Origin of the sequence: Methylorubrum rhodesianum (assembly GCF_014199985.1) — a bacterium.
In the GTDB taxonomy this organism is placed as follows: domain Bacteria; phylum Pseudomonadota; class Alphaproteobacteria; order Rhizobiales; family Beijerinckiaceae; genus Methylobacterium; species Methylobacterium rhodesianum.
Window position 1 is genome coordinate 43842 of sequence record NZ_JACHOS010000007.1, and the last position, 25194, is coordinate 69035.

Below are 25194 nucleotides of genomic sequence, written 5' to 3' on the forward strand. Positions count from 1 at the left end.
TCTAGAAGCTGTGGTGGCGGGCGGCGGCCCGTTTCCCTCGACCGGGCAGGCTACTTGCACTCTTCGCGAGCGCGCTTGAGCGCTTCCGCGAAACCGCCCAGCGCGTAGTCGTCCTGGGTCGGGTTGCCGCGCTGCGAGGTGGTGCGGACTGTGGCGGTCTGGGCACGGCTCATCTCCGCGACGATGCGCGGCTCGTCCGCCTGGTTCTGGATCCAGGCGTTCTCGTCCTTCACCACGAGGCCGTAGCGGGTGTTCCCCACCGACAGATAGGGATCGCTCGGAGCGGCGGCGGCGCCGGGCTTGGCCTGGGCTGCGGCGGGTTTCGGCTTGAAGCCGAGCATCACCGCGATCTCGCCCTGGGCGGCGCCCTTGGGAAAGGTCACGAACAGGTAGCCGGTGTCGCGGGCGAGCGACTTGGGGCTGCGGGTCGCCGGTTGGGCGATGACGTAGCAGAGCTTGTCGCGGCCCTGCGCGCCGTTGGTGAAGACGTTCCAGTCTCCGAACACGGCGAGGGGCACGGCCTGCTGCATCCCCGGCGGCAGCGCCGAACTCTTCGGCTTGCGGCGGCTCGCCCGGGCAGGGATGACCTCCGCGCCCTGGATGCCGTCCTGCGCCCGCGCCGGCTCGGATGGGGCCGTCAGGGTTGCGGCCGCCGCGGTGCCCAGCAGGAAGGCTGCGAGCGAGCGGCCGGGACGGGGGGCGGGGCGAACGATCGAAGGGCGGTGCCGCTGCATCTCTACTCGGGTGTACGGACGGCCGGGCCGGCCATCTTCACGCGTCGTCAGGATGACGGGCCGAAGCGGAACAGGAAAGCCCTGCCCGGCCCGATCAACCGAAAACGAGCATGGACCGTCTCCGTCGGTGCGGCGTCAGACCGCCCGCATCTCCGCCGTCAGGGCCGCGGCCGCGAGCGCGGCCGCCGGAAGATCGATCGCCGGATCGATCTCGGGAAGATGGATCTCGACGGCGGTCGGGGCGGCGCCGGGGGCCGGCTCGACCGGCTTGGGCTGAGCGGGCTTCGCCGGATCGTTGTAGGGCGTGTTGTAGGCCTTGCGGATCGAGGCCCAGAAGGCGTCCCGCTCCGCGTCGGTCAGGCGTGCGAGGCGGGCGTCGATGAGCGCCGTCGCCTGCGCGGCCAGGGCCGGCGTTTCCTCGACGGTGATCCAACTCTCAACGTTCATCGACGGCACTCCGCGGCTTCGGACGGTCGGATAGCCAAGCTCAGTTAGCTGAAACCTGAACGCGGCATTTTCCGTGCCTGTTCCCGCGGAGCAGCCCCTACTTCTCCACAGGACCGAGCTTTTCCAGCCAGGCTTGGGCCTGCCGGCGCACGTTGTCCGGCGCGGTGCCGCCGTAACTGGTGCGGCTCGCCACCGAGTTCTCGACGCCGAGAACCGCGAAGACGGCCTCTGTGATGCCGGGCTCGATCGCCCGCATCGCGTCGAGGGACAGCTCCTCCAGGCCGATGCCGCGCTCCGAGGCCGCGGCGACGACCCGGCCGGTGACGTGGTGGGCCTGCCGGAAGGGCATGTTCAGCTCGCGCACCAGCCAATCGGCGAGATCGGTGGCGGTGGCGTAGCCGGAGCCCGCGGCGCGCTTGAGCGTCTCGGCCACGGGTTCGAGGTCGCGCACCATGCCGGCCATGGCGGCGAGGCACAGGGAGAGCGACTGCAGGGCGTCGAAGGTGCCTTCCTTGTCCTCCTGCATGTCCTTCGAGTAGGCGAGCGGCAGGCCCTTCATCACGATGAGCAGACCCGTCAGCGCGCCGATGATGCGGCCGGCCTTCGCCCGCACCAGTTCGGCGGCGTCGGGGTTGCGCTTCTGCGGCATGATCGACGAGCCGGTGGTGAAGCCGTCGGAGAGCCTCACGAAACCGAATTGCGCCGAGGTCCACACCACCAGTTCCTCGGCGAAGCGCGAGAGGTGGACCGCGCAGATCGCGGCAGCCGAGAGCGATTCCAGGGCGAAGTCGCGATCGGCGACCGAATCGAGCGAGTTCGCGGTCGGCCGGTCGAAGCCCAGTGCCGAGGCCGTGGCGTGCCGGTCGATCGGGAACGAGGTGCCGGCGAGGGCCGCCGACCCGAGCGGGCACTCGTTGAGGCGGGCCCGGGCGTCGCGGAACCGGCCGCGGTCGCGCGCCAGCATCTCGACATAGGCGAGGCAGTGGTGGCCGAAGGTGACGGGCTGGGCCGATTGCAGGTGGGTGAAGCCCGGCATCACGGTCTCGGCGTGCTTCGCCGCCGTCTCGGCCAGCGCCCGCTGCAGGTCGGCGACCTGCGCGTCCAGCGCGTCGAGGGTGTCGCGCACCCACAGCCGCATGTCGGTGGCCACCTGATCGTTGCGCGAGCGGGCGGTGTGAAGCCGCCCGGCGGCAGGGCCGACGATCTCCGTCAGCCGACTCTCCACCGCCATGTGGATGTCCTCCAGCTCGCGCCGGAAGACGAATTCGCCGCGCTCGATCTCCGCCTCGACGGACTTGAGCCCGGCTTCGATGGCTGCCACATCCTCGGCTGGCAGGATCCCTTGGCTCCCCAGCATCGCGACATGCGCCAGCGAGCCGCGAATGTCCTGGGGCGCGAGCCGCCTGTCGAACCCGATGGAGGCGTTGATCTCCTCCATGATCTCGGCCGGGCCACTGGCGAAGCGGCCGCCCCACATCCGGTTGCTCATGGCTGATCCCACCTTCCGCACGCGAAACGAGGCTCGGCCGTGAAGGCGACCCCGAAAATTCTTGCCGTCACTCTTGCCGTCACTCTTGCCGCCGGCGCCGTCCTCGTCGGCGGCCTCGCCCTATACGGGACGGGCTCGAACCTCGGCAACCTCGCGGCCTCCGGTCCCTGCGCCGAGGCCGCCCCGGCCGCGGCTCGGCTCGCCCCGCTCGCCCGCGGCGAGGTCGCGGCCTTCGACGCATCCGCCGCCCCGAAGCCCGCGCCGGACGTCGCGTTCAGGGGCCCCGACGGCGCGCCGACCGATCTGGCGGCCCTGCGCGGAAAGCTGCTGCTGGTGAACCTTTGGGCGACGTGGTGTGCTCCCTGCAAGGCCGAGATGCCGGCCCTCGACCGCCTGCAGGCGGAACTCGGCGGCGACGCCTTCCAGGTCGTGGCGATCAATGTCGAGACGCGCAACCTCGACAAGCCGCCGGCCTGGTTCAAGGCCAACGGCATTACCCACCTGACCTATTACGGCGGTCCCGAGGGCAAGGTTCTCCCGGCGATCCAGTCCGCTGTCGGCTCCACGGGGCTGCCGACGACGATGCTGGTCGACGCCAAGGGCTGCACCCTTGGCGTGATGAAGGGGCCGGCCGAGTGGTCGAGCGAGGACGGCAGGCGGCTGATCCGGGCCGCCCTCGGCACCGGCGCCTGAGCGCGGCCGGGTTGCCGCGCCCGGTGTGACGAAGCCGTCAAGCCGGCAGACGAGCCTGCGCGGTCCGCCCCCAGGCAGCCGAAGGCCCGGGCGAGGGGCGCGGCGAACGGCCCCGCCGCCGGCGATCCGGCCCGAGTTCTTGTCCCGGTTCTTGTCCCAGTTCTTGCCTGAGTTCCCCCCACGGCCTAGTCACGGCTGGACAGAGCTGTCGCGGAGGCGAGCCGCTTCCGCGCGAGGGCGAACATGCTGCGAACCGTTTCCCGTTTCCTCGGACTGCCGTTCCTCAGCCGGGCGCTCGGGCTCGTGGTGATGGCGGCGGGCTTCGTGCAGCTCTGCTACGACGGCGCCCGGTCCATCGCCAATAACGGCCTGCGGGTGACGAGCCTCGCGCAGCTGATCCAATCCCTGCCGCAGGAGCGGATCACCGCCCTGGGTGCCTCGATCCGGCAGGCCGCCCCCTGGGCGGAGACCGTGCTGCTCACCCCGCTCGGGCTCGTGCCGGCGGCTCTGTTCGGGCTCGGCCTGGGCGCGGTGCTGGTCTGGCTCGGTCAGCCGCCCCGCGAGCCGATCGGATTCCTGACGCGGCCCTGAGCCGTTCCCGCAGCCGATTCGCGCGGTCCCCGTCGGAATCGCGGATCTGAACCTTGTCGTCCGAAGCGCCGCGCGGGCCGGCCGGTGCGGAGCCCGCGACGGCCGGCGGTCAGCCCGTCAGATCCCCCAATACGGCGCCGCGTTGTAGTAGCGGTGGACGTGCTCCTCCCAGGCGCGCTCGTCCTCGGGGTCGCCGCCCTCCGGCGAGCGGGCGGGCGCGTCGCGCAACTGTTCCTCGGTGACGTCGACGACATAGGCGTCGAGCCCGGTGTCGTAGCGCAGCACCGCCCAGGGGAGCGTGTAGTACTCCTCGCCCATGCCGAGGAAGCCGCCGAAGCTCATCACCGCGTAAGCGACGCGGCCCGAGCGCTTGTCGAGCATCAGCCGCTCGATGCGGCCGACCTTGGTCCCATCGGCCCGGCGCACCTCGGTGCCGATGACGCGGTCGCTGGCGATCAGGCTGCGGGGCGCGAGCCCAACATCGGCCGCACCCTCGGAACGAACCGGATCCATGGCGATCACCCTGCAACGTTGTTACAGCTTGCCATAAAAAACGCCCATGCCGCCGGGCACGTTCCGTTTCTTTCCATCCCCGCCCCGCCCCGCTTCGCAAACCCGGATGAGCCCTCGCGCATGCCGCTGCCCCGCCTGACCCTCCCCGCCCTCGCGCTCGCCCTGCCGGCCCTCATGGGTCCGGCCGCGGCGCAGGACCGCGGCAGCGTCAATCCGAAGCCGCTGCCGCCGCTGGCCAATCCCGATGATCCCTCGACGCCGGCCAAGGCCCTGTTCGGCCGCGTCACCGGGCCGACCAGCGGCCAAGCCCGGTCCTTCGGCTCCTACGCCAAGGGCTGCTTTGCCGGCGGCGAGGCGCTGCCGCTCGACGGCGCGAACTGGCAGGTGATGCGCCCCTCGCGCAACCGGATGTGGGGGACGCCCCATCTCGTGGACTTCATCGAGCGGCTCGCCGCCCGCGCGCCGCAGGCCGGCTGGCCGGGGCTCCTCGTCGGCGACATGTCGCAGCCGCGCGGCGGGCCGATGCTCACCGGCCACGCCTCGCATCAGCTCGGTCTCGACGTGGACGTCTGGCTCACGCCGATGCCCGACCACCGCATGAGCCGGGCCGAGCGCGAGGAGACCTCGGCCACCAACGTGGTGCGCTCCGACCGGCTCGACATCGACCCCGACGTCTGGACCCGCCAGCACACGGCGCTGATCCGCATGACCGCCAAGCAGCCCGAGGTGGCCCGCATCTTCGTCAACGCGGCGATCAAGAAGGCCCTGTGCCGCGAGGCGGGCGGGGATCGCGGCTGGCTCACCAAGGTGCGCCCGATGTACGGGCACAACTACCACTACCACATCCGCCTCGCCTGCCCCGGCGGCGAGGCCTCCTGCGACGACCAGGCGCCGCCGCCCCCCGGCGACGGCTGCGGGGCGGAGCTCGATTACTGGTTCAGCCCGGCGGTGCTGAACCCGCCCAAGCCCAAGACGCCGCCGAAGCCCCGCCCGCCGATGACGCTGGCGGGCTTGCCGGATGCCTGCCGCGCGGTGCTGCACGCGCGGTAGCCGCCGCCTACTTCTCGTGGTGTCCGGCCGAGAGCCGGTCGGTCAGCGCCATCAGCAGGCCGGACACCACGAAGACCATGTGGATGCCGACCAGCCAGGAGAGGTCGCGGTCGCTGTAGTTCTTTACGTCGAGGAACGACTTCAGGAGCTGGATCGCCGAGATCGCGACGATGGAGGAGATCAGCTTCAGCTTGAGCCCGCTGAAGTCGATGGTGCCCATCCAGGTGGGCCAGTCCTTGTGGTCGGTGTGATCGAACTTCGAGACGAAGTTCTCGTAGCCCGAGAAGATCACGATGATCAGCAGCGAGGCGGTGAAGGTCAGATCGACCAGGGCCAGCACGCCGAGGATGGTCTGCGACTCGGTCGATTCGAGCGCGTGCGAAACGACGTGGCCCAGCTCCATCAGCAGCCGGACCAGCAGAACGACGAGGGTGACGGTCAGCGCGGCGTAGAACGGCGCCAGCAGCCACCGGCAGGCGAAGAGAAAACGTTCGAAGCCACGTTCCAGCATTGTCTCTCTGTTCCCGGCCATCTGAGGGCGGCCGGGATTTGGCATGGGCGCTCGGGCCCCGCAAGACGGCCAAGCTCGGGGCCGCCCTGCGGGCGCCGGGCGGGCGTTACTCCGCCGCCACGCCGACGCCGACGGGGCAGGAGACGCCGGTGCCGCCGAGCCCGCAATAGCCGCCGGGGTTCTTGGCGAGGTATTGCTGGTGGTATTCTTCGGCGAAGTAGAAGGTGTCGAGCGGCACGATCTCCGTCGTCACCGGTCCGTAGCCGCGCGAATCCAGCGCCCGGGCGTAGGCGTCACGCACCGCCCGCGCGGTCGCGGCCTGAGCCTCGTCCCGCGTGTAGATGCCGGAGCGGTACTGCGTGCCGACATCGTTGCCCTGGCGGTAGCCCTGCGTCGGGTCGTGGCTCTCGAAGAAGGTCTTGAGCACCGCCTCCAGCGGCAGCACGGCGGGATCATACGCCACGAGCACGACCTCGTTATGCCCGGTCAGGCCGGAGCAGACCTCCTCGTAGGTCGGGTTCGGCGTGAAGCCGCCGGCATAGCCCACGGCGGTGACGTGGACGCCCCGGGGCAACTGCCAGAACTTGCGCTCGGCCCCCCAGAAGCAGCCGAGCCCGAGCACGATCGTCTCGATACCGTCCGGATAGGGGCCCTTCAGCGGATTGCCGTTGACGAAGTGGCGCTCGGCGGTCGGTAGGGGATGCGGCCGGCCGGGAAGGGCTTCGGACGGCGTCGGCATCTCGGGCCGCTTACGGAACAGAAGCATCGCGGATTCCTCCGATGATCGCAGGGGAGCGGCGCGCGGCCGGCAGGCCGGGAGGCCGCGCTCGATCTCGCTCGAATATGGTCATTTCCGTCGGCTTTGGCGACGGGCAGGCATCATCCTTCGACCCCTCGTGCATCGCCATGGGACGGTTCCCGTGGACGGGCCGCGCCGGCCCAACGATCCGATCCTCGCCGCCGCCCTCGCGTTGCTGCGGCTGGCTGCCGCACGGAGCGGCGATCGGGCGTTCCTGCAGCGCTCGAGGCGGCCGGCCGCGATCGATGTCCCGCGCCGGCAGATCGGCGCACCGCGGCCGGGGCTCCGCCCCGTCGCAACTCAGTGGCGATCGTCCGGGGCCGGCGGCAGGGGCATCACATCGATGCCCTCGTCGAGGAGCGCCCGCGCATCCTGCGGGCTCGCCTCGCCGTAGATCGCGCGATCCTCCGCGTCGCCGTAATGGATCGCCCGTGCCTCGTCGGCGAAGCGATCGCCGACATGCTCGGCGCTGGCGACGACCTGCTCGCGCACGGCCCGCAGCAGAGCGCGCAACTGGCGCTCCGGCTCGGCCGCGATCATCGGCGACGGGATCTCGGCGGGACTTGCCGGAAGGGCACTTGCCGGAAGGGGACTTGCCGGACCGGGCCTTGCCGGAACGGAACCTGCCGGGGCGTGACGCTGCGGCGCGGGCGCCTCGGGCCGGTTGCGGTCGGTGCGCGCCACCGCCGGTGCCATCGGCGCCTTGGCGACCCGGGCGGAGTCGCAGAACGGACAGGTGACGAGGCCGCGGGCCGACTGCTCGTCGTAGGCCGCGTTGGACGGGAACCAAGTCTCGAACTCGTGGCCCGAGTCGCAGGCGAGGGTGAAACGGATCATGAGGAACAGATGGGGAGGGTTCAGGCGCGGCGCACGCCGAAGCTGCGCGCGTGGGACAGAGTGGGAATGCGCGAGCGCGCCTCCGCGACCCGCGCGAGGTCGATCTCGGCGAGGATGATGCCCGGCGCGTCGCCCTCGGCCTCGGCGAGGATGCGGCCCCAGGGATCGACGATCAGCGAGTGGCCGAAGGTCTCGCGCCCGTCCTCGTGCCGGCCTCCCTGCGCAGCGGAGATCATGAAGGAGCCGGTCTCGATGGCGCGGGCCCGCTGCAGGATGTGCCAGTGCGCCTCGCCGGTCTGGCGGGTGAAGCAGGCCGGCGCCGTCATCACCGTGGCACCGGCCTCGGCGAGCGCCCGGTACAGGGCGGGAAAGCGGATGTCGTAGCAGATCGTCAGCCCGAGGCTGGCGAGCGGCGTCTCGGCCACCACGGCGCAGTCGCCGCCCGAGTAGGTCGCCGATTCGCGCCAGCTCTCGCCGTTGGGCAGGTCCACGTCGTAGAGGTGGAGCTTGTCGTAGGAGACTTGGATCTCGCCCGCAGCATCGATCAGGAAGGCCCGGTTAGCGATCTTCTCGCCCTCGCGGATCGCCAGCGAACCGATCTGCAGGACGATCTTTTCCGCCCGCGCGACCTCCCGCAGGGCGGCGAGCGTCGCGTCATGCTCCTGCGGCCCGACCTTCTCGAACAGCGCGGCGCGGTCGCGCTCGATCAGCGAGGTCGTCTCCGGGGTCTGCACATAGGCCGCCCCCCGCCGCGCCGCCTCGCGCACCGCGGCCACGGCGCTCTCGCGGTTGGCGGCCGGGTCGCGTCCGCCGCGCATCTGAACGCAGGCGGCCACGAACGGCCTGGATCCGGAATGGTCCGTCATGCCGCGAGCAGCGGATCGAGGCCGCCGGCCCGCTCCAGCGCGTAGAGGTCGTCGCAGCCGCCGACGTGCCGGTCGCCGACGAAGATCTGCGGCACCGAGGTGCGGCCGCCGGCCCGCTGGACCATGGTCGCGCGGGCGCCCGCCGTCTTCTCGACGTCGATCTCGTTGAAGGACACGCCCTTCTCGCGCAGCAGGCTCTTGGCCGCCGAGCAGTAGGGGCACCAGGCCGTGGTGTAGATCGTGACCGGCTGCATGGGTCCGTCGCGCGCCCGAGTGAGGAAAGCGACGGATATAAGCGAGCTGCCCGAATCTTCCTACTGCGGCCGGGACACAGCGCGGCGGGATCGCCGCTCCGGCTCTCCGTTCACGCGGCCAGCAGCTTCTCGACCTCGTTGACCAGATCGCGCAGGTGGAAGGGCTTCGACAGCACCTTCGCATCCTTCGGCGCCTTCGAGTCCGGGTTCAGCGCCACCGCGGCGAAGCCGGTGATGAACATCACCTTGATGTCGGGATCGAGTTCGGTGGCGCGGCGCGCCAGCTCGATGCCGTCCATCTCCGGCATGACGATGTCGGTCAGCAGGAGCTCGAACGGCTCCTCGCGCAGGCGGTTATAGGCGGAGAGGCCGTTGTCGAAGGACAGCACGTCGTAGCCGGCATTCTGGAGCGCCTTGGCCAGAAACCGGCGCATGTCGTTGTCGTCTTCCGCGAGCAGGATCTTCATCGAACGGCGTCCCGGTGCCCATGCGCCTTGGAGTGTCTCAGGTAACGCCCGGTCGCTAGCATGCCCTCTCGGGCCGTGACAGCGCGGCCGGCGCTTCGCGAGAGACGCTCGGTGGGTGTTCATTTCATAAAGCGTCGGCTTGGTAAACAGAGCATTAAACCGGGCCGGTGTCGCGCCGCACCCGACAATCGCTGCGCCCTGTCGTGCCCCGCTCCCGCCTCTGTGCGGCGCATGGTGGACAGGGCCGGCGAGGCGCCGCAAAGTGGCGTGATGTTCCTTCCGCGCCACGCTCAGGCCCCCGCGTCTCGATGAGCCCTTCACAGCCCGATGGCCCCGAGGCGTTCGATCCACCCTTCAGCGTGGACGAGCCAGCGCAGCACACGATTCCGTTCGTGTTCAACGCACCTCATTCTGGCGCGCATTATCCCGGCTCCTTCCTCGCCGCCTCCCGGCTCGACGCCCTGGCTCTGCGCCGCTCCGAGGACGCCCATGTCGACCGGCTGTTCGCCTCGGTCGTCGGCCTCGGCGCGCCCCTGATGCGGGCCAACTTCCCCCGCGCCTATCTCGACGTGAACCGCGAGCCCTACGAGCTCGACCCGCGCATGTTCGCGGGCCGCCTGCCCTCCTTCGCCAACACCCGCTCCATGCGGGTGGCCGGGGGGCTGGGCACGGTGCCGCGCATCGTCGCCGACGGACAGGAGATCTATCGCGAGCGGCTGCCGGTCGAGGAGGCGGTGCGGCGCATCGAGACGCTCTACAAGCCCTATCACCGCACCCTGCGCGGCCTGATCCACCGCACGGCACGCACGTTCGGCCGGGCTTTTCTCATCGATTGCCACTCGATGCCCTCGTCGAGCCTCGGACGGGACGAGAGCGCCCAGGCCGACTTCGTGCTCGGCGACCGCTTCGGTACGGCCTGCCTGCCGTCCCTGGTGGAGGGCGTCGAGGGCCGCCTGAGGGCGCTGGGCTACAAGGTGGTGCGCAACAAGCCCTATGCCGGCGGCTTCATCACCGAGCATTACGGCGAGCCGGGACTCGGACGGCACGCATTGCAGATCGAGATCAACCGCGCGCTCTACATGAACGAGCAGTCGCTGGCGCTGACGGTCGGCTTCGCGGCGCTCGCGGAGAACCTGGCCAGGGTTTTAGCCGAGGTCGCTGCCGAGACGGTCGAGGCATCGTCCCTGCGCATGGCCGCCGAGTAGGCGCACGGCCCGCCTTGCCGCGGCGTCGGCCAAGAAAAAAGGCCGCCCCGAAGGACGGCCCGAAGTCTAGGGAGGAAACGCCCAAGAAGGGCTGCGGGACCGCGACGCCATCGCGATCTCGCAATGCACAAATCGCATCGCGGTGCACAAATCGCAAGGGAAATGATAACGTTTTCATATGCGGCCAGCGCATGGGGCGCTGGCATTTCCGCATATGTGGATTTTTCCCTCCCATCATACGTCGCCTGGGCCCGCCTGCCGGCTGCAGCGGCAGAATATCTGCAGGCCGGGCGCCGGGCCCACTCACTTGTCGCCCAGGAGCGCCCTGATCTCCGCCTTGAGAGCGTCCGCCAGCTCTGGCCGCTCGAGGCCGTAGGCGAGGTTGGCGGTCAGGAAGCCGATCTTCGAGCCGGTGTCGTAGGTGCGTCCGTCGTAGCGCATCCCGTAGAATTTCTGCTGTTCGGCCAGCCGGATCATCGCGTCGGTGAGCTGGATCTCGCCGCCGGCGCCGGTCTCGCCCCGCTCCAGGATCGAGAAGATTTCGGGCTGCAGGATGTAGCGTCCGGAGATGATGAAGTTCGACGGTGCGGTGCCCTGCTTCGGCTTCTCGACCATGCCGGTGATCTCGAAGGTCTGCCCGAAGGTCTCGCCGACGGCGACGATGCCGTACTGGTGCGTCTCCTCCGGCTTCACTTCCTCGACGGCGATGATGTTGCCGCCGTGTTGCTCGTAGGCCTTCAGCATCTGGCCCATGCAGCCGCGGCTCAGCATGTCCGGCAGGAGAACGGCGAAGGGCTCGTCGCCGACGATCTCGCGGGCGCACCAGACGGCGTGACCGAGGCCGAGCGGCGCCTGCTGGCGGGTGAAGCTGGTCTGGCCGGCCTTGGGCAGATCCTTCTTCAGTTCCTCGTAGGCCGCGTGCTTGCCGCGCTCCTGCAGGGTGTGGTCGAGTTCGAACGCGATGTCGAAATGGTCCTCGATCACCGCCTTGCCGCGGCCGGTGACGAAGATGAAGTGCTCGATGCCGGCTTCCCGAGCCTCGTCGACGACGTGCTGGACCACGGGGCGATCGACGACGGTGAGCATCTCCTTCGGCACGGCCTTGGTGGCCGGAAGGAAGCGCGTGCCGAGGCCCGCGACGGGAAGGACGGCCTTGCGAATTCGTTTCATGTGGCGGGACCCGTTCTTGGCGTTGGTCGGGGCGAGCCCTGATCGACGGAGATCAAATAGGACACGGACCGCCACTAACAGCCCCGCTTGGGTGTGATTGGCAGGATTTCGTCATTAAACAGGTCTGGACGTGTCCGCGGAAGGTTCGCGGAAGACGGATTGGGGGAGAGGATGGCGGTTCTGGTCACGGGCGGCGCCGGCTATATCGGCAGCCACATGGTGCTCGCGCTGGTCGATGCCGGGCATGAGGAGGTCGTGGTCCTCGACGATCTCTCGACCGGTTACGACTGGGCCCTGCCCCCTGAGGTGCGCCTCGTCGTCGGCGACGTGGCCGACCAAGCCCTCGTCACCGAGACGATCCTGCGCCACCAGATCGATGCGGTCGCCCATTTCGCGGCCAAGATCGTGGTGCCGGAATCGGTCGCCGACCCGCTCGGCTACTATCTCGCCAACACCGTAAAGACGCGCGCGCTGATCGAGACCGCGGCGCGCACCAACGTGCGGCACTTCATCTTCTCGTCGACGGCCGCCGTCTACGGCGAGCCGGAGGTCGTGCCCGTACCCGAGACCCTGGCGACGAATCCGATCAATCCCTACGGCCGCTCGAAGCTGATGAGCGAGTGGATGCTCGCCGACGCCGCCGCTGCGCACGGCTTCACCTACGGGGTGCTGCGCTACTTCAACGTGGCCGGCGCCGACCCGCGCGGGCGCTCCGGGCAATCGATGCCGGCCGCCACCCACCTGATCAAGGTCGCGACGCAGGCCGCGCTCGGCCAGCGCACGCATCTCGACGTGTACGGCACCGACTACCCGACCCGCGACGGCTCCTGCCTGCGCGACTACATCCAGGTTTCGGATCTAGCGGATGCGCACATGGTCGTGCTCGACCACCTGCGCGGCGGGGGCGCGAGCCTCACGCTCAATTGCGGCTACGGCCGGGGCTACTCGGTCCTGGAGGTGGTGGAGGTGGTCAAGCGCATCTCCGGCCGCGACTTCGAGGTGCGCCTGTCGCCGCGCCGACCCGGCGATCCGGCCCAGATCATCGCCGGCGCCGAGCGCATCCGCAACGAGCTCGGCTGGACCCCGAAGCATGACGACCTCGACGCCATCGTCGCCCAGGCGCTCGCCTGGGAGGACGCCCTGGTGAAGCGGAACCGGCGGTGAGAGCGCCCCGCGCCCTCCTGATCCTCGCCCTTGCGCTGATGGCGGGGCCAGCACTGGCACAGGACGGCGATTTCTCCGGCTTCGTCGCGTCCCTGCGCTCCGATGCCGAGGCCCGCGGCATCGCGCGGAAGACCTTCGATGCGGCCTTCGCGGAGCTTCGCGGGCCGGATCCGGACGTGCTCGCCCGCACCCGCCGCCAGGGCGAGTTCAGCCGGCCGGTCTGGGACTACCTCGTCGGCGCCGTGTCGCCGGGCCGCATCGCCAGGGGGCAGGCGCAGGGCAAGCGGCTCGCGGCCACGCTCGCTTCGATCGAGGCGAAGACCGGCGTGCCGCGCGCGGTCGTGCTGGCCTTCTGGGGCGTCGAGTCGGATTTCGGCGCCAGCGCCGGCTCCCTGCCGACGATCCGCGCATTGGCGAGCCTCGCCTACGCCCGGCATCGCGGCAGCCTGTTTCGCGACGAGTTGCTGGCCGCCCTCCAGATCCTCGAGAACGGCGACGTGGAGCCGGCGCGGATGGTCGGTTCCTGGGCCGGCGCCATGGGGCAGGTGCAGTTCCTGCCCTCGGTCTATCTGCGGGAGGCAGTCGATTTCGACGGCGACGGGCGGCGCGACATCTGGCGCTCGGAGGCCGATTCCCTCGCGTCCATCGCCCATTACCTGCGCTCGCTCGGTTGGAAACCCGGCTTGTCCTGGGGGTACGAGGTGAGGCTGCCGAAGGATTTCGACCTGACCCGCTATCGCGGCCCCCTCGCCGACTTCACCGCCCGCGGCGTGCGCCGCACCGACGGCAGTCCCCTCCCGGCGGATGGCGAGGCGAGCCTGTTCCTGCCGGGCGGACTCGGCAGCCCGGTCTTTCTCATCACCGACAATTTCGAGGTGATCCGCGGCTACAACACCAGCGATTCCTATGCGCTGGCGATCGGCCATCTCGCCGACCGGCTGGCCGGTGGTCCGGCACTCGCCGCGCCCTGGCCGAGCGGCGCCGCCCGCCTCGATGGGCCGGGCCTCAAGCGTCTCCAGGCGGCCCTCGCCGCCCGAGGGCTCTACGCCGGCGAACAGGACGGACGGGCCGGTCCGAAGCTGCGCGAGGCGGTGAGGCAGTACCAGATCCGCGAGGGTTTGCCCGCCGACGGCTACGCCCGGCCCGCGTTGCTGGAGCGCCTGGAGGGGCGGCCTTAGACGCGCGCCTCGCGAGGCGCTATCCTGGTCGGATGTGAGGCCGGACCAGCGCCGGCCCCTCTCCTTCGCTCGAGTCTTCGCGCATGCAACGCCGCCCGACCGATCGCACCGCGTTCCCGCCCCTGCCTGCGATCCTCGGCCTTCTGGCTCTCGCCGTTCTCTCGCTCGCCGCGGCGTGGTGTGTTCTGCCGCAGCCGGCTGCGGCGCAATGGGGCGACAGCTACGACGCGCCCGCCGCCGACCCCTCATACGCGCCGCCGCCGCGCCGCCGCGCCCGGGGAGCCTACGCCGACGAGTACGGCTACGGCCGGGCGCCCGCTCGCCGCGCTCCGCCGCCGCAGGAGGCGCCGCGCCAGTTCTACTGGCCGTGGGAGGACCAGCCGCGCGCCCAGCCGGCCCCGCCGCCGCAACCCGCCCCCGGCTATGCCCGGCCGCAGCGTCCGCGGGCGCCCGCCGCCGTCGGCCGCGCGGACGAGGAGCGCGCCGCGCGCCGCCGCCGACCGAGCCCCGCCCCCACGGTGGCGCAGCCCAAGGCCAAGACCCCGAAGACGACGCCGACGACCCAGATCGCGGTGTTCGGCGATTCCCTCGCCAGCTATCTCGCCAAGGGTGTCGACGAGGCGTTTTCCGACAATGCCGAGGTCGCCGTGCTCGACCGCTCCAAGGCCGATAGCGGCCTCGTGCGCAAGGATCTGGTCGATTGGACCAAGAGCGCCGAGGACTTCCTCAAGGCCACGCCCAACCTGTCCTACGCCCTGATGATGGTCGGCGTGAACGACCGGCAGGCGATCCGCGAGGGCGATCAGAGCTACGAGGCGCTGTCCGACAAGTGGCGCGAGATCTACGGCGACCGCGTCGACGCGGTCGCGAAGGTGTTCGCCGAGCACAAGGTGCCGCTCGTCTGGGTCGGCCTGCCGCCGGTCCGCAGCGAATCTCTGAGCCGCGACTTCGCGGCGATCAACGACCTCGTGCGCGAGCGGGTGCAGCGGGCCGGCCAGTCCTACGCCGAGGTCTGGCAGGGCTTCGTGGACGACCGCAACCGCTTCACCGTTTCGGGACCCGATGTGGACGGCCAGGAGGCGCGGCTGCGCACGTCCGACGGCATCCACTTCACCAGCGCCGGATCGCGCAAGGTCGCCCATTTCGCCGACGTGGAGCTGAAGCGGCTGATGGGGGCGAAGGGCGGCCTTCCCACCGAGCAGCCCGCCGCCGCGATCGCGGCCACGCCCGGCGAGGGCGGGGCCGGTCTCGGTGTGGAGGACACGGCGGCGATCGATCGCAAGATCACGGCGATGCTGCCGAGCCTGCCCGAGCCGCCCGGCATCCCGAGCCTGCCGGTCAAGCCCGCAGCGGGGCCGATCGTGCCGCTCGGCCGCCCCGAGACTTCGCCCGGCGGCACCCTGATCACCGGCCGCCCGCAGGAGGGCGACGCGACCGGCACCCGCGAGCGCAGCCTGCAGCGCGGCGCCGCCCCCCTGCCCCAGCCCGGCCGGGCCGACGATTTCCGCTGGCCGCCGGGATAGCTTCTTTTTCGTGCGCGGCGGCCGCTTCACGTCTCCGCCCAGGGCGGCCCCCCCACGAGCCCGGCGCCGACGGCGATCCAGACCAGGTGCGCGTCCGTGCGGGCACCGAGCTTGGCACGGATCAGCGAGAGATTGTTCTGCACCGTCTTGAGGCTGAGGCAGAGCGCCTCGGCGACCGCTGCCGCCGTCGCGCCCGCCGCCGTCATGCCGAGGATCTCGATTTCCCGCGGGCTGAGGTCGTCGAGGGTGGTCCGTCCACCGGACACCTCGTCCTGCGCGATCGCCAGGGCGATGTCGTGGCTCATGGCGCGCTCCCCGCGCAGGACGCCCGCTGCCGCTGTCAGGAGATCCCGCGGTGCGCTCGCCTTGCTGACATAGCCGCTGGCACCCGCAGCGAAGGCTTGGCGCGCGACGGCAGCGCTGGTGCGCATGCTGAACACGAGGATGCAGGCGTCGCCGTCCCATTGCCGGATATGCCGGATCGCCTCGATGCCGCTCGGCCCCGGCAGCGACAGGTCGAGGATGACGAGGTCCGGCGCCTCCGCCTTGTAGAGGCGGTAGGCCTCCGCCGCCGTCCCGGCTTCCGCCGCGACGGTGAAGCCCGGCTGCCGTTCGAGCAGGCGACGGTAGCCCTCCCGTACGACGGGATGGTCATCGACGAGGAGGAGTGTCGGCATCGCGCACCTCAAGCCAGGACCGGAACGGTGGCGCAGGCACAGATGCCGCTGCCATGTCCGGTGAAGGACAGGTCTCCGCCGAGCGCGGCGAGCCGCGCCCGGATCCCGGCGAGGCCGCGGCCCGCCGCGCTGGCGACGCGCGCGGCCTCGCCTCCGCCGTCGTCGTGGACGGTCAGCATGATCGGGCCCCCCGCGGCTTCGGTTCGCTGCAGCCGCAGGAAGACCCGGCTCGGCCGCCCGTGCCGCAGGGCGTTGGTCAGGAGCTCCTGCGCGATCCGATAGAGGCTCGCGGAGGCCTGCGCCGACAGGCCGGTGAGATCGCCCGCCACGTCGAGATGCAGGCGCGGCCCGGCGCGCAGGCGCGCCTGCCAGTCGGAGACCAGGCCACGCAGACCTTCACCCAGGCCGATTCCGGCGAGGTCGGGCAATTCGAGTTGAGCCAGGGCGCCGCGCAGGCTTCCGCGCATGGATGCGACGACCGCCTCGATGCCGGCGGCATCGGCACGCAGGTCCGCGCGATCCTCCGGCACGCCCGCTTCGATGGCGGCGGCGAGCGCGCCTGCCGCGGCGAGGCATTGGCCGAAGGCATCGTGCAGGTCGCGGGCGAGGGTCTGCCGCTCCTCCTCCTGCACTTGGACCAGCCGCTGCATCAGCGCGGTGCGCTCGGCCTCGGCTCGGGTCAAGCGCGCGGCGAAGGCGTTGAAGGCGTCGGCGATCCGGTCGAACTCGGCGGCCTTGAAGCGCGGCAGCGGCGAAGGGGACCGGCCGGCATCGAAGCCGTCGAGGCCCTGAACGATCCGGCCGGCCGGCGCCACCAGGCGGGTGGCGCAGAGCCAGCCGAGGATCGCGGTGAGGCCGGCGAGCGACAGGGCGAGGCCGCTCGCGAACCGGACCTGCCGCCACGCGCGTCCCGCCGCCGCCACCGGATCGGGCCAGGCCGCGACGCTTCCCAGGCGCCGTCCGCGATAGACGATCCCGCGGATCGCCGGTGCCGCCGCTTCCGCCGCCAGGACGCCGGTGAGCCAAGCCGGCGCCGTGACGAGTCCGTCCCAATCGCCGCAGATGCGGCGCGGAGCCTCGGCGCCGAGGCGGATTTCCGCACAGATGCCCGGCAGGATCATCAGAACGGTGGGTTCCGCCTGCGGCTCGCTGACCGGCAGCGCCGCCGGCCCGAGGCTGCCGAGTCCCGGCTGCCGCGCGAGCTGCGCCGCGATCCGCCCCGCCGACACCGCCGCTTCCTCGCGCAGACCGGTGCGGGTCTCCCACACGGTCCAGGCGGCGGCGCCGGCCAGACAGAACAGTGTCACGAGCAGAAGGCGCAGGGCGAGGTGCGCGGGCAGGCTCATCGGGGCGACCGAGTGCGAGATGTCCGCCGAGTTGGAACCTTCGGCATGCCGCTGTGCAAGAGGCAGGCGGCGTCATCGGGAAAAATGCCCGGACGGCGGCGGGTGCGCGTCCCTGGGCGACAGCCGGCCGGCTCGCCAGGATCGCGGCCCCCGCTCCCCTTTGCCGGTCCCGTCGCCGATGCCCCTCTCGCTCACACGCCGATCCGTCCTCGCCGCGGGCGTCGGCCTGCCGTTCCTCCGGATCACCGGCGCCCAGGCCACCCCGGCTCCCGCCTACCGCGTGGGCGCCTTCACCGTCACGCCGCTGCGCGACGGCCTGTTCCCGCTCCAGCCCAGCATGATCCCGTCCGCCGACAGCGCGGCGGGGCGGGCCCTGCTGGAGCGAGCCGGGCTCCCGCCGGAGGGACCCTCACCGGAGCCGGTCAACGCGTTCCTGATCCGGCGCGGTGGCCGACACTGGCTGCTCGATGCCGGCTGCGGCACGGTCTTCGGACCGGGCTTCGACCGGGTCACGGCAGCGCTCGCGGCGGAAGGGGTCGGTCCGGATCAGATCGACACCGTCTGGTTGACCCATCTTCACGCGGACCATGTCGGTGGCCTGCTCACGAGCGAGGGCCGCGCCCGCTACGACAGGGCGGAGCTGGTGGTTCAGGAGCGGGAGGCGGCGTTCTGGTCGGATGAAGGCGCCCGCGCTCGGGCGCCGGCCGCGATGGCCGTCTTCTTCGACACTGCGCAGGCGGTGCTGGCCGCCTATGCCGGCCGGGTGCGCCGGGTCTCCGGCGGGGCCGATCTCGTGCCCGGCGTCGCCTTCCTGCCGCTGCCGGGGCACACGCCGGGCCATGCCGGCGTGCTGATCGAGGACGGATCGGAGCGGCTGCTGATCTGGGGCGACATCCTCCATTCCCGCCTGCTGCAGATGCCGCATCCGGACTGGACCGTGATCTGGGATGCCGATCCGGGGGAGGCGATCGCCACCCGCCGCCGCATCCTCGACCGGGCCGCCGGCGAGGGGCTGGACGTCGCCGGGATGCACCTCGCCGGTCGGGGCCGGATCCTCCGGGACGGGGCGGGCTACCTATGGGAGGTCCGCGACCGCGCCGGCTCAGACGGCGCCTACCGCTGAGACCGCGGAAGCCCAACGAAAAGGGCCACCGCCTCTCGGCGATGACCCCCCTCTCGTTCGAAGCTGGCGCGGTTTACCGCGGCAGGACGGTCGTGCCCATCAGCGCCTCGTCGATGGAGCGGGCGGCCTGACGGCCCTCGCGGATCGCCCAGACCACCAGGGACTGGCCCCGGCGCATGTCGCCGGCGACGTAGATCTTCGGGTTCGAGGTCAGGTAGTCCTGATCGTTGGCGATGACGTTGTCGCGCTTGTCCATCGCCACGCCGGATTCCTCCAGCAGCCCCTTGCGCACCGAGCCGGCGAAGCCGATCGCCATGAAGACGAGGTCGGCCGGCAGCACGAACTCGCTGCCCTCGATCGGCTGGCGCCGCTCGTCCACGCGGGCGCAGACCACGCCGGTGAGCTGGCCCTTGCGGTTGCCCTCCAGCCGCAGGGTCGCGGCCTGGAACTCGCGCTCGGCGCCCTCGGCCTGACTCGACGAGGTGCGCATCTTGGTCGGCCAGTAGGGCCACACGGTGAGCTTGTCCTCCCGCTCCGGCGGACGCGGGCGGATGTCGAGCTGCGTCACCGAGAGAGCGCCCTGACGGAAGGCGGTGCCGACGCAGTCCGAGGCCGTGTCGCCGCCGCCGATGACGACGACGTTCTTGCCGGCGGCGAGGATCGGCAGTTCGCCGTTGCCCGGCATCGGCTCGGCACCGACCCGGCGGTTCGACTGTACGAGGTAGGGCATGGCGTAGTGCACGCCGTCGAGATCCTGGCCCGGAAGCTGCGGATTGCGCGGCTCCTCGGCGCCGCCGCAGAACAGCACGGCGTCGAACTGGCTCGTCAGCTCCTCCAGGGGCACGTTCACCCCGACATTGGACTTGTAGTGGAAGACGACGCCCTCGGCCTCCATCTGCTTCACGCGCCGGTCGATGTGGCGCTTCTCCATCTTGAAGTCGGGGATGCCGTAGCGCAGCAGGCCGCCGGCCTTCGGCTCGCGCTCGTAGACGTGCACGTCGTGGCCGACGCGGGCGAGCTGCTGCGCCGCGGCCATGCCGGCCGGGCCGGAACCGATGACCGCCACCCGCTTGCCGGTGCGGGTCGCCGACGGCTCCGGCTTCACCCAGCCCATGTTCCAGGCGCGATCCGCGATCGCCTGCTCGATCGTCTTGATGGCGACCGGCTGGTTCTCGAGGTTCAGCGTGCAGGCCTCCTCGCAGGGCGCGGGGCAGATGCGGCCGGTGAATTCGGGGAAGTTGTTGGTCGAGTGCAGGTTGCGCGAGGCCTCCTCCCAGTCCGACTGGTAGACGAGGTCGTTCCAGTCCGGGATCTGGTTGTGGACCGGGCAGCCGGTCGGGCCGTGGCAGAACGGGATGCCGCAATCCATGCAGCGCGCGGCCTGTTTCGACAGGTCGTGCTCATCGAGCGGCAGCGTGAATTCGCGGAAATGCCGAACGCGGTCGGCGGCGAGCTGATACTTCTGCTCCTGCCGGTCGTATTCGAGGAACCCTGTGACCTTGCCCATCGATCAACCCTTCGCAGGCGCGGATCCCTCGACCACGCGGCCTTGCCGTCTGTCCGTCATCGCTGTGAGTCGGTCGGCGGCACGGGCCGCCGACCGTATGGCGCGAAAGAACGCAGCCGTGTGACGCGTGACTACTCCGCAGCCACCGGCATGCGCGCCATTTCCATCTCGCGCAGGGCCCGGCGGTACTCGACCGGCATCACCTTGACGAACTTGGTGCGGTAGCCCGCCCAATCGTCGAGGATCTGCTTGGCCTCCGGCGAGCCGGTATACTTCAGGTGGTTGGTGAGAAGCTGCGACAGCCGCTCCTCGTCGTGGCCCGACATGTCCGCGAGGATGTCGACCCGCCCCTTGGTCTCCAGATCGCCGTCCTGGTGGAAGCGGCGCATGATGTCGTCCTCTTCCTCCACCGGCTCCAGATCGACCATCGACAGGTTGCAGCGGTCGCGGAACGAGCCGTCCTCGTCGAGCACGTAGGCGATGCCGCCGGACATGCCCGCCGCGAAGTTGCGGCCCGTCACGCCGATCGACACCACGACGCCGCCGGTCATGTACTCGCAGCCATGGTCGCCCATGCCCTCGACCACGGTGATCGCGCCGGAGTTGCGCACGGCGAAGCGCTCGCCGGCCGCACCGCGGATGTAGCACTCGCCCGCGATCGCCCCGTAGAGCACGGTGTTGCCGGCCATGATCGTGCGGGCGGGAGGCGCCTTCAGCGCGTCGCTCGGACGGATGATCAGCTTGCCGCCCGACAGGCCCTTGCCGACGTAGTCGTTGCCGTGGCCGGTCAGATCGAGGGTGACGCCGGCGGCGAGCCACGCGCCGAAGCTCTGGCCGGCGGTGCCGTTGAGCCGCACTACGATGGTGTCGTCGGGCAGGCCGTCATGACCGTGCCGCTTCGCCACCGCGCCGGAGAGCATGGCGCCCGCCGCGCGATCCGAGTTGCGGATCACGTCGGTGAGCACGACCGGCTCGCCGGTTGCGAGGGCGTTCTCGGCCCCCGCGATCAGGCGGCGGTCGAGCACCGTGTCGATCGGATGGTGCTGCGTCTCGACATGGCGGATGGCCACCTCCGGTCCGACGTCGGGCCGGTGGAACAGCTTCGAGAAGTCGAGGCCGCGGGCCTTCCAGTGCTCGATCGCCTCGCGCTTGTCGAGGAGGTCGGAGCGGCCGATCAGATCCTCCAACCGCGTGAAGCCCATCGACGCCATCAGCTCCCGCAGCTCTTCGGCGACGAAGAAGAAGTAGTTGATGACGTGCTCAGGGGTGCCCTTGAAGCGCTTGCGCAGCACCGGGTCCTGCGTGGCGACGCCCACGGGACAGGTGTTGAGGTGGCACTTGCGCATCATGATGCAGCCCGCCGCGATCAGCGGCGCGGTCGAGAAGCCAATCTGGTCGGCGCCGAGCAGCACCGCGATCATCACGTCCTTGCCGGTGCGGATGCCGCCGTCGGCCTGAAGCGCGACGCGGCCGCGCAGCCCGTTCATCACGAGCGTCTGCTGCGTCTCGGCGAGACCCGTCTCCCAGGGGCCGCCCGCGTGCTTGATCGAGGTGAGCGGGGCCGCACCCGTGCCGCCGTCGAAGCCGGAGATGGTGATGTGGTCGGCGCGCGCCTTAGCCACGCCCGCCGCGACCGTGCCGACGCCGACCTCGGAGACGAGCTTGACCGAGATGTCGGCCGCCGGGTTCACGTTCTTCAGGTCGAAGATGAGCTGGGCCAGATCCTCGATCGAGTAGATGTCGTGATGCGGCGGCGGCGAGATCAGGCCGACGCCCGGGGTCGCGTAGCGGACCTTGGCGATCTTGGCATCGACCTTGTGGCCGGGCAGCTGGCCGCCCTCGCCGGGCTTGGCGCCCTGAGCGACCTTGATCTGCACCATGTCGCCGTTGACGAGGTACTCGGTGGTCACGCCGAAGCGGCCCGAGGCGACCTGCTTGATCGCCGAGCGGCGCGAGCGTCCGTCCGGCCCCGGCACGAACCGGCGCGGCTCCTCGCCGCCCTCGCCGGAGTTCGAGCGGCCGCCGAACGAGTTCATCGCGATGGCGAGCGTCTCGTGCGCCTCCTTCGAGATGGAGCCGTAGGACATGGCGCCGGTGGCGAACCGCTTGACGATCTCGGCAGCCGGCTCGACCGCCGAGATGTCCACCGGCTCGCGGCCGAGATCGGCGGCGGTCTTGATCCGGAACAGACCGCGCAGGGTCTTGAGGTGGTTCTCCTGCTCGTTCACCAGCCGGGCATATTCGCGGTAGCGCTCGGCCGCGCCGAGGCGCACCGCGTGCTGCAGCGTGGCCACCGTGTCCGGGGTCCAGGTATGGGTCTCGCCGCGCAGGCGGTAGGCGTACTCGCCGCCGACATCGAGCGCGTTGCGGTAGATCGGAGCGTCGCCGAAGGCGTCCTGGTGGCGAAGCGCCGTCTCCTGGGCGACCTCGGCCATGCCGATGCCCTCGACGGTCGTCGCCGTGCCGAAGAAGTCCTTGGCCACGAAGTCGGAGTTCAGGCCGATCGCGTCGAAGATCTGCGCGCCGCAATAGGACTGGTAGGTCGAGATGCCCATCTTGGACATGACCTTGAGCAGGCCCTTATCGATCGACTTGATGTAGCGGTAGATGATCTCGTCGTCGGTGAGATCCGGCGGGAACTCGTCCTTCATCGAGATGAGCGTCTCGAAGGCGAGGTACGGGTTCACCGCTTCCGCGCCGTAGCCCGCGAGGCAGGCGAAGTGATGCACCTCGCGCGGCTCGCCCGATTCGACCACGAGGCCGACCGAGGTGCGAAGCCCCTTGCGGATCAGGTAGTTGTGCACGGCCGCAGTGGCGAGCAGCGCCGGGATCGGGATGCGGTCCGGCCCGACCATCCGGTCGGACAGAATGATGATGTTGTAGCCGCCGCGCACCGCGACCTCGGCCCGGTCGCACAGGCGGTCGAGCGCACCCTCCATCGCCGCCGCGCCGGACTCGGCCGCGTAGGTGATGTCGAGCGTCTTGGTGTCGAAGCGATCCTCGAAATGCGAGATCGAGCGGATCTTTTCGAGGTCGCCGTTCGTCAGGATCGGCTGACGGACCTCCAGGCGCTTACGCCGGGAGGCGCCCTCCATGTCCAAGAGGTTCGGGCGCGGGCCGATGAACGAGACGAGGCTCATCACGGCCTCCTCGCGGATCGGGTCGATCGGCGGGTTGGTGACCTGCGCGAAGTTCTGCTTGAAGTAGGTGTACAGCAGCTTGGGCTTGTCGGAGAGCGCCGAGAGCGGCGTGTCCGAACCCATCGAGCCGACCGCCTCCTGGCCGGTCACGGCCATGGGGGCCATGAGCAGCTTGAGGTCTTCCTGGGTGTAGCCGAAGGCCTGCTGGCGATCGAGCAGGGACACGTCGGTGCGCGAGGCGCGCGGCTGGATCGGGTGCAGCTCCTCCAGCACGATCTGGGTATTCTTGACCCACTCGGCATAGGGATGTGCGGAGGCGAGTTCGCCCTTGATCTCCTCGTCGGAGACGATGCGGCCCTTCTCCAGGTCGATCAGCAGCATCCGGCCTGGCTGCAGGCGCCAGGACTGGACGATCTTCTCGTCCGGGATCGGCAGCACGCCCATCTCGGAGGCGAGCACGACGAGGCCGTCATCGGTGACGATGTAGCGGGCGGGCCGGAGGCCGTTGCGGTCGAGCGTCGCACCGATCTGGCGCCCGTCGGTGAAGGCGACCGCGGCCGGGCCGTCCCACGGCTCCATCAGGGCGGCGTGATACTCGTAGAAGGCGCGCCGCTCCTCGCCCATCAGCGGGTTGCCGGCCCAGGCCTCGGGGATGAGCATCATCATCGCGTGGGCGAGCGAGTAGCCGCCCTGCACGAGGAACTCGAGGGCGTTGTCGAAGCAGGCGGTATCGGACTGGCCCTCGTAGGAGATCGGCCAGAGCTTCGAGATGTCGTTGCCGAACAGCTCCGAATCGACGCTGGCCTGGCGCGCGGCCATCCAGTTCACGTTGCCGCGCAGCGTGTTGATCTCGCCGTTATGCGCGACCATCCGGTAGGGGTGCGACAGGCGCCAGGTCGGGAAGGTGTTCGTGGCGAAGCGCTGGTGGACGAGCGCCAGCGCCGAGACGAAGCGGGTGTCCTTGAGGTCGAGATAGTAGTGGCCGAGCTGGTGCACGAGCACCATGCCCTTGTAGACGATGGTCCGGCTCGACACGGAGACCGGATAGAAGGTCTTCGCCCGCTCATCGTCCAGGCCGTAGACCTGGTTCGAGATCACCTTGCGGGCGATGAAGACACGCCGCTCGAACGCGTCCTGATCGGTCACGCTCGCCGGGCAGCCGATGAAGACCTGCCGGTGATGCGGCTCGGTTTCCTTCACCGCCTTGCCGAGGTCGCTCGAATCGACCGGCACGTCGCGCCAGCCGAGCAGCGGCAGGCCCTCGTCGGCCAGCGTCTTCTCGACGATCGCCTCGATGGCGGCGCGGGCATCCGTCTCCTTCGGCAGGAAGAACTGGCCGATGGCGTACTGGCCGGCCGGGGGCAGCTCGAAGCCGAGGCGCGAGCATTCCTCCGAGAAGAAACCGTGCGGGATCTGGGTGAGGATGCCGCAGCCGTCGCCCATGGTCGGATCGGCACCGACCGCGCCGCGGTGGTCGATGTTCTCCAGGATCTTGAGACCCTGTTCGACGATGGTGTGGCTGCGGCGGTCGTGCATGTCCGCCACGAAGCCGACGCCGCAGGCATCGCGCTCGTGGGCCGGATCGTAGGCGCCCTGCGCCCGCGGCAGCGCCGGGTCGCGCAGGATCAGCGGCGTGGCGCCGGCCCGCGACGGGGCGGCGGTCTCGCCGATCACGGCCGGCACCGACAGTTCAGACGGGATTTCACGCATCGTCCGCAGATCTCCGACCCCTGCCCGCACGCGAGCATGTTTTATGCCCGAACACCAACGATGCCCGGGCCGTCGCCATCACTTTCAAGTCGGGTCTGGTGGGTGCTTCCTGCCGGAATCGCCCGCCAACCCGCGGGCTGAAGCCCCGGCTCGCTCAGCCGGCGCTCGCCCGGATCGCCTCGACGATCACCGGTTTGTCA

At 70.4% G+C, this 25194-nt stretch carries 23 protein-coding genes; 8 read left to right on the forward strand and 15 right to left on the reverse strand.

Translation table 11 applies throughout. The features are described 5' to 3' along the window. Positions 1–50: 50 nt before the first annotated feature. The 3 genes from HNR01_RS11480 to argH form a co-directional block, all read right to left on the reverse strand. The gene (locus tag HNR01_RS11480) at positions 51–734 is read right to left on the reverse strand and encodes an invasion associated locus B family protein (protein ID WP_183667813.1); all 684 of its coding nucleotides are present in this window, start codon (positions 732–734) and stop codon (positions 51–53) included. Between the two features lie 135 nt (positions 735–869). Then, positions 870–1181, reverse strand: a complete 312-nt coding sequence (locus HNR01_RS11485; protein WP_183667814.1) for a hypothetical protein — start codon at positions 1179–1181, stop codon at positions 870–872. 97 nt (positions 1182–1278) lie between these two features. After that, positions 1279–2670, reverse strand: coding sequence for an argininosuccinate lyase (argH, locus tag HNR01_RS11490; RefSeq protein ID WP_183667815.1), 1392 nt, complete (start codon positions 2668–2670; stop codon positions 1279–1281). A 39-nt stretch (positions 2671–2709) separates the two neighbouring features. On the opposite strand from argH, the gene tlpA reads away from it, so the two are divergent. Beyond that, entirely contained in the window at positions 2710–3363 is a 654-nt protein-coding gene (gene tlpA, locus HNR01_RS11495; RefSeq protein WP_183667816.1) for a thiol:disulfide interchange protein TlpA, read from the forward strand. 243 nt (positions 3364–3606) lie between these two features. Then, a complete protein-coding gene (locus HNR01_RS11500) occupies positions 3607–3954 on the forward strand; it encodes a hypothetical protein (RefSeq protein WP_017486526.1) in 348 nt (115 codons plus the stop codon). 117 nt (positions 3955–4071) lie between these two features. On the opposite strand, the gene HNR01_RS11505 is transcribed toward HNR01_RS11500, so the two are convergent. Then, on the reverse strand, positions 4072–4467 hold the full coding sequence (locus HNR01_RS11505; protein WP_017486525.1) for a PRC-barrel domain-containing protein: 396 nt from the start codon (positions 4465–4467) through the stop codon (positions 4072–4074). Positions 4468–4587: 120 nt separating this feature from the next. Here HNR01_RS11505 and mepA point away from each other — a divergent pair, with 120 nt between their 5' ends. Further along, positions 4588–5517, forward strand: coding sequence for a penicillin-insensitive murein endopeptidase (gene mepA, locus HNR01_RS11510; protein WP_183667817.1), 930 nt, complete (start codon positions 4588–4590; stop codon positions 5515–5517). A gap of 7 nt (positions 5518–5524) precedes the next feature. On the opposite strand, the gene HNR01_RS11515 is transcribed toward mepA, so the two are convergent. From HNR01_RS11515 to cpdR, 6 genes are all read right to left on the reverse strand, one after another. After that, positions 5525–6028, reverse strand: a complete 504-nt coding sequence (locus HNR01_RS11515) for a TIGR00645 family protein (protein WP_096486206.1) — start codon at positions 6026–6028, stop codon at positions 5525–5527. Between the two features lie 106 nt (positions 6029–6134). Continuing rightward, entirely contained in the window at positions 6135–6794 is a 660-nt protein-coding gene (gene msrA, locus HNR01_RS11520) for a peptide-methionine (S)-S-oxide reductase MsrA (protein WP_183667818.1), read from the reverse strand. A 333-nt stretch (positions 6795–7127) separates the two neighbouring features. Then, positions 7128–7664: a DUF1178 family protein gene (locus tag HNR01_RS11525; RefSeq protein WP_183667819.1), complete on the reverse strand. Its 537-nt coding sequence runs from the start codon at positions 7662–7664 to the stop codon at positions 7128–7130. Positions 7665–7684: 20 nt separating this feature from the next. Further along, positions 7685–8530: a carbon-nitrogen hydrolase family protein gene (locus HNR01_RS11530; RefSeq protein WP_017486519.1), complete on the reverse strand. Its 846-nt coding sequence runs from the start codon at positions 8528–8530 to the stop codon at positions 7685–7687. Continuing rightward, positions 8527–8784 (reverse strand): glutaredoxin 3, encoded by a 258-nt coding sequence (gene grxC / locus HNR01_RS11535; RefSeq protein ID WP_017486518.1) that lies wholly within the window; start codon positions 8782–8784, stop codon positions 8527–8529. Before grxC ends, HNR01_RS11530 begins: the two co-directional genes overlap by 4 nt. A 110-nt stretch (positions 8785–8894) precedes the next feature. After that, positions 8895–9251 carry a cell cycle two-component system response regulator CpdR gene (gene cpdR, locus HNR01_RS11540; protein ID WP_003603128.1) on the reverse strand — a complete coding sequence of 119 codons (357 nt, stop codon included), beginning with the start codon at positions 9249–9251 and terminating at the stop codon, positions 8895–8897. A gap of 308 nt (positions 9252–9559) precedes the next feature. Between cpdR and HNR01_RS11545 the strand changes: the two genes are divergently transcribed. After that, complete coding sequence (locus tag HNR01_RS11545) at positions 9560–10456, forward strand: N-formylglutamate amidohydrolase (protein ID WP_183667820.1); 897 nt, start codon at positions 9560–9562, stop codon at positions 10454–10456. 303 nt (positions 10457–10759) lie between these two features. Here HNR01_RS11545 and galU read toward each other — a convergent pair whose 3' ends face one another. Continuing rightward, complete coding sequence (gene galU / locus HNR01_RS11550; protein WP_017486516.1) at positions 10760–11626, reverse strand: UTP--glucose-1-phosphate uridylyltransferase GalU; 867 nt, start codon at positions 11624–11626, stop codon at positions 10760–10762. A 171-nt stretch (positions 11627–11797) separates the two neighbouring features. Here galU and galE point away from each other — a divergent pair, with 171 nt between their 5' ends. From galE to HNR01_RS11565, 3 genes are all read left to right on the forward strand, one after another. Continuing rightward, positions 11798–12790, forward strand: a complete 993-nt coding sequence (galE, locus tag HNR01_RS11555) for a UDP-glucose 4-epimerase GalE (RefSeq protein WP_183667821.1) — start codon at positions 11798–11800, stop codon at positions 12788–12790. Then, positions 12787–13968: a lytic murein transglycosylase gene (locus HNR01_RS11560; RefSeq protein ID WP_183667822.1), complete on the forward strand. Its 1182-nt coding sequence runs from the start codon at positions 12787–12789 to the stop codon at positions 13966–13968. Before galE ends, HNR01_RS11560 begins: the two co-directional genes overlap by 4 nt. 83 nt (positions 13969–14051) lie before the next feature. Beyond that, positions 14052–15491 (forward strand): SGNH/GDSL hydrolase family protein, encoded by a 1440-nt coding sequence (locus HNR01_RS11565; RefSeq protein WP_183667823.1) that lies wholly within the window; start codon positions 14052–14054, stop codon positions 15489–15491. A gap of 26 nt (positions 15492–15517) precedes the next feature. Here HNR01_RS11565 and HNR01_RS11570 read toward each other — a convergent pair whose 3' ends face one another. Together HNR01_RS11570 and HNR01_RS11575 are read right to left on the reverse strand one after the other, a co-directional pair. Then, entirely contained in the window at positions 15518–16168 is a 651-nt protein-coding gene (locus HNR01_RS11570) for a response regulator (protein WP_183667824.1), read from the reverse strand. An 8-nt stretch (positions 16169–16176) separates the two neighbouring features. Beyond that, positions 16177–17514, reverse strand: a complete 1338-nt coding sequence (locus HNR01_RS11575) for a sensor histidine kinase (protein WP_183667825.1) — start codon at positions 17512–17514, stop codon at positions 16177–16179. Between the two features lie 178 nt (positions 17515–17692). Between HNR01_RS11575 and HNR01_RS11580 the strand changes: the two genes are divergently transcribed. Then, a complete protein-coding gene (locus tag HNR01_RS11580) occupies positions 17693–18637 on the forward strand; it encodes an MBL fold metallo-hydrolase (protein WP_183667826.1) in 945 nt (314 codons plus the stop codon). Between the two features lie 73 nt (positions 18638–18710). Here the strand turns inward: HNR01_RS11580 and HNR01_RS11585 are convergent, their stop codons facing one another. Both HNR01_RS11585 and gltB read right to left on the reverse strand, forming a co-directional pair. Continuing rightward, positions 18711–20144 carry a glutamate synthase subunit beta gene (locus tag HNR01_RS11585; protein ID WP_183667827.1) on the reverse strand — a complete coding sequence of 478 codons (1434 nt, stop codon included), beginning with the start codon at positions 20142–20144 and terminating at the stop codon, positions 18711–18713. 131 nt (positions 20145–20275) lie between these two features. Then, positions 20276–24994 (reverse strand): glutamate synthase large subunit, encoded by a 4719-nt coding sequence (gene gltB / locus HNR01_RS11590; RefSeq protein ID WP_183667828.1) that lies wholly within the window; start codon positions 24992–24994, stop codon positions 20276–20278. Positions 24995–25194: the final 200 nt, after the last annotated feature.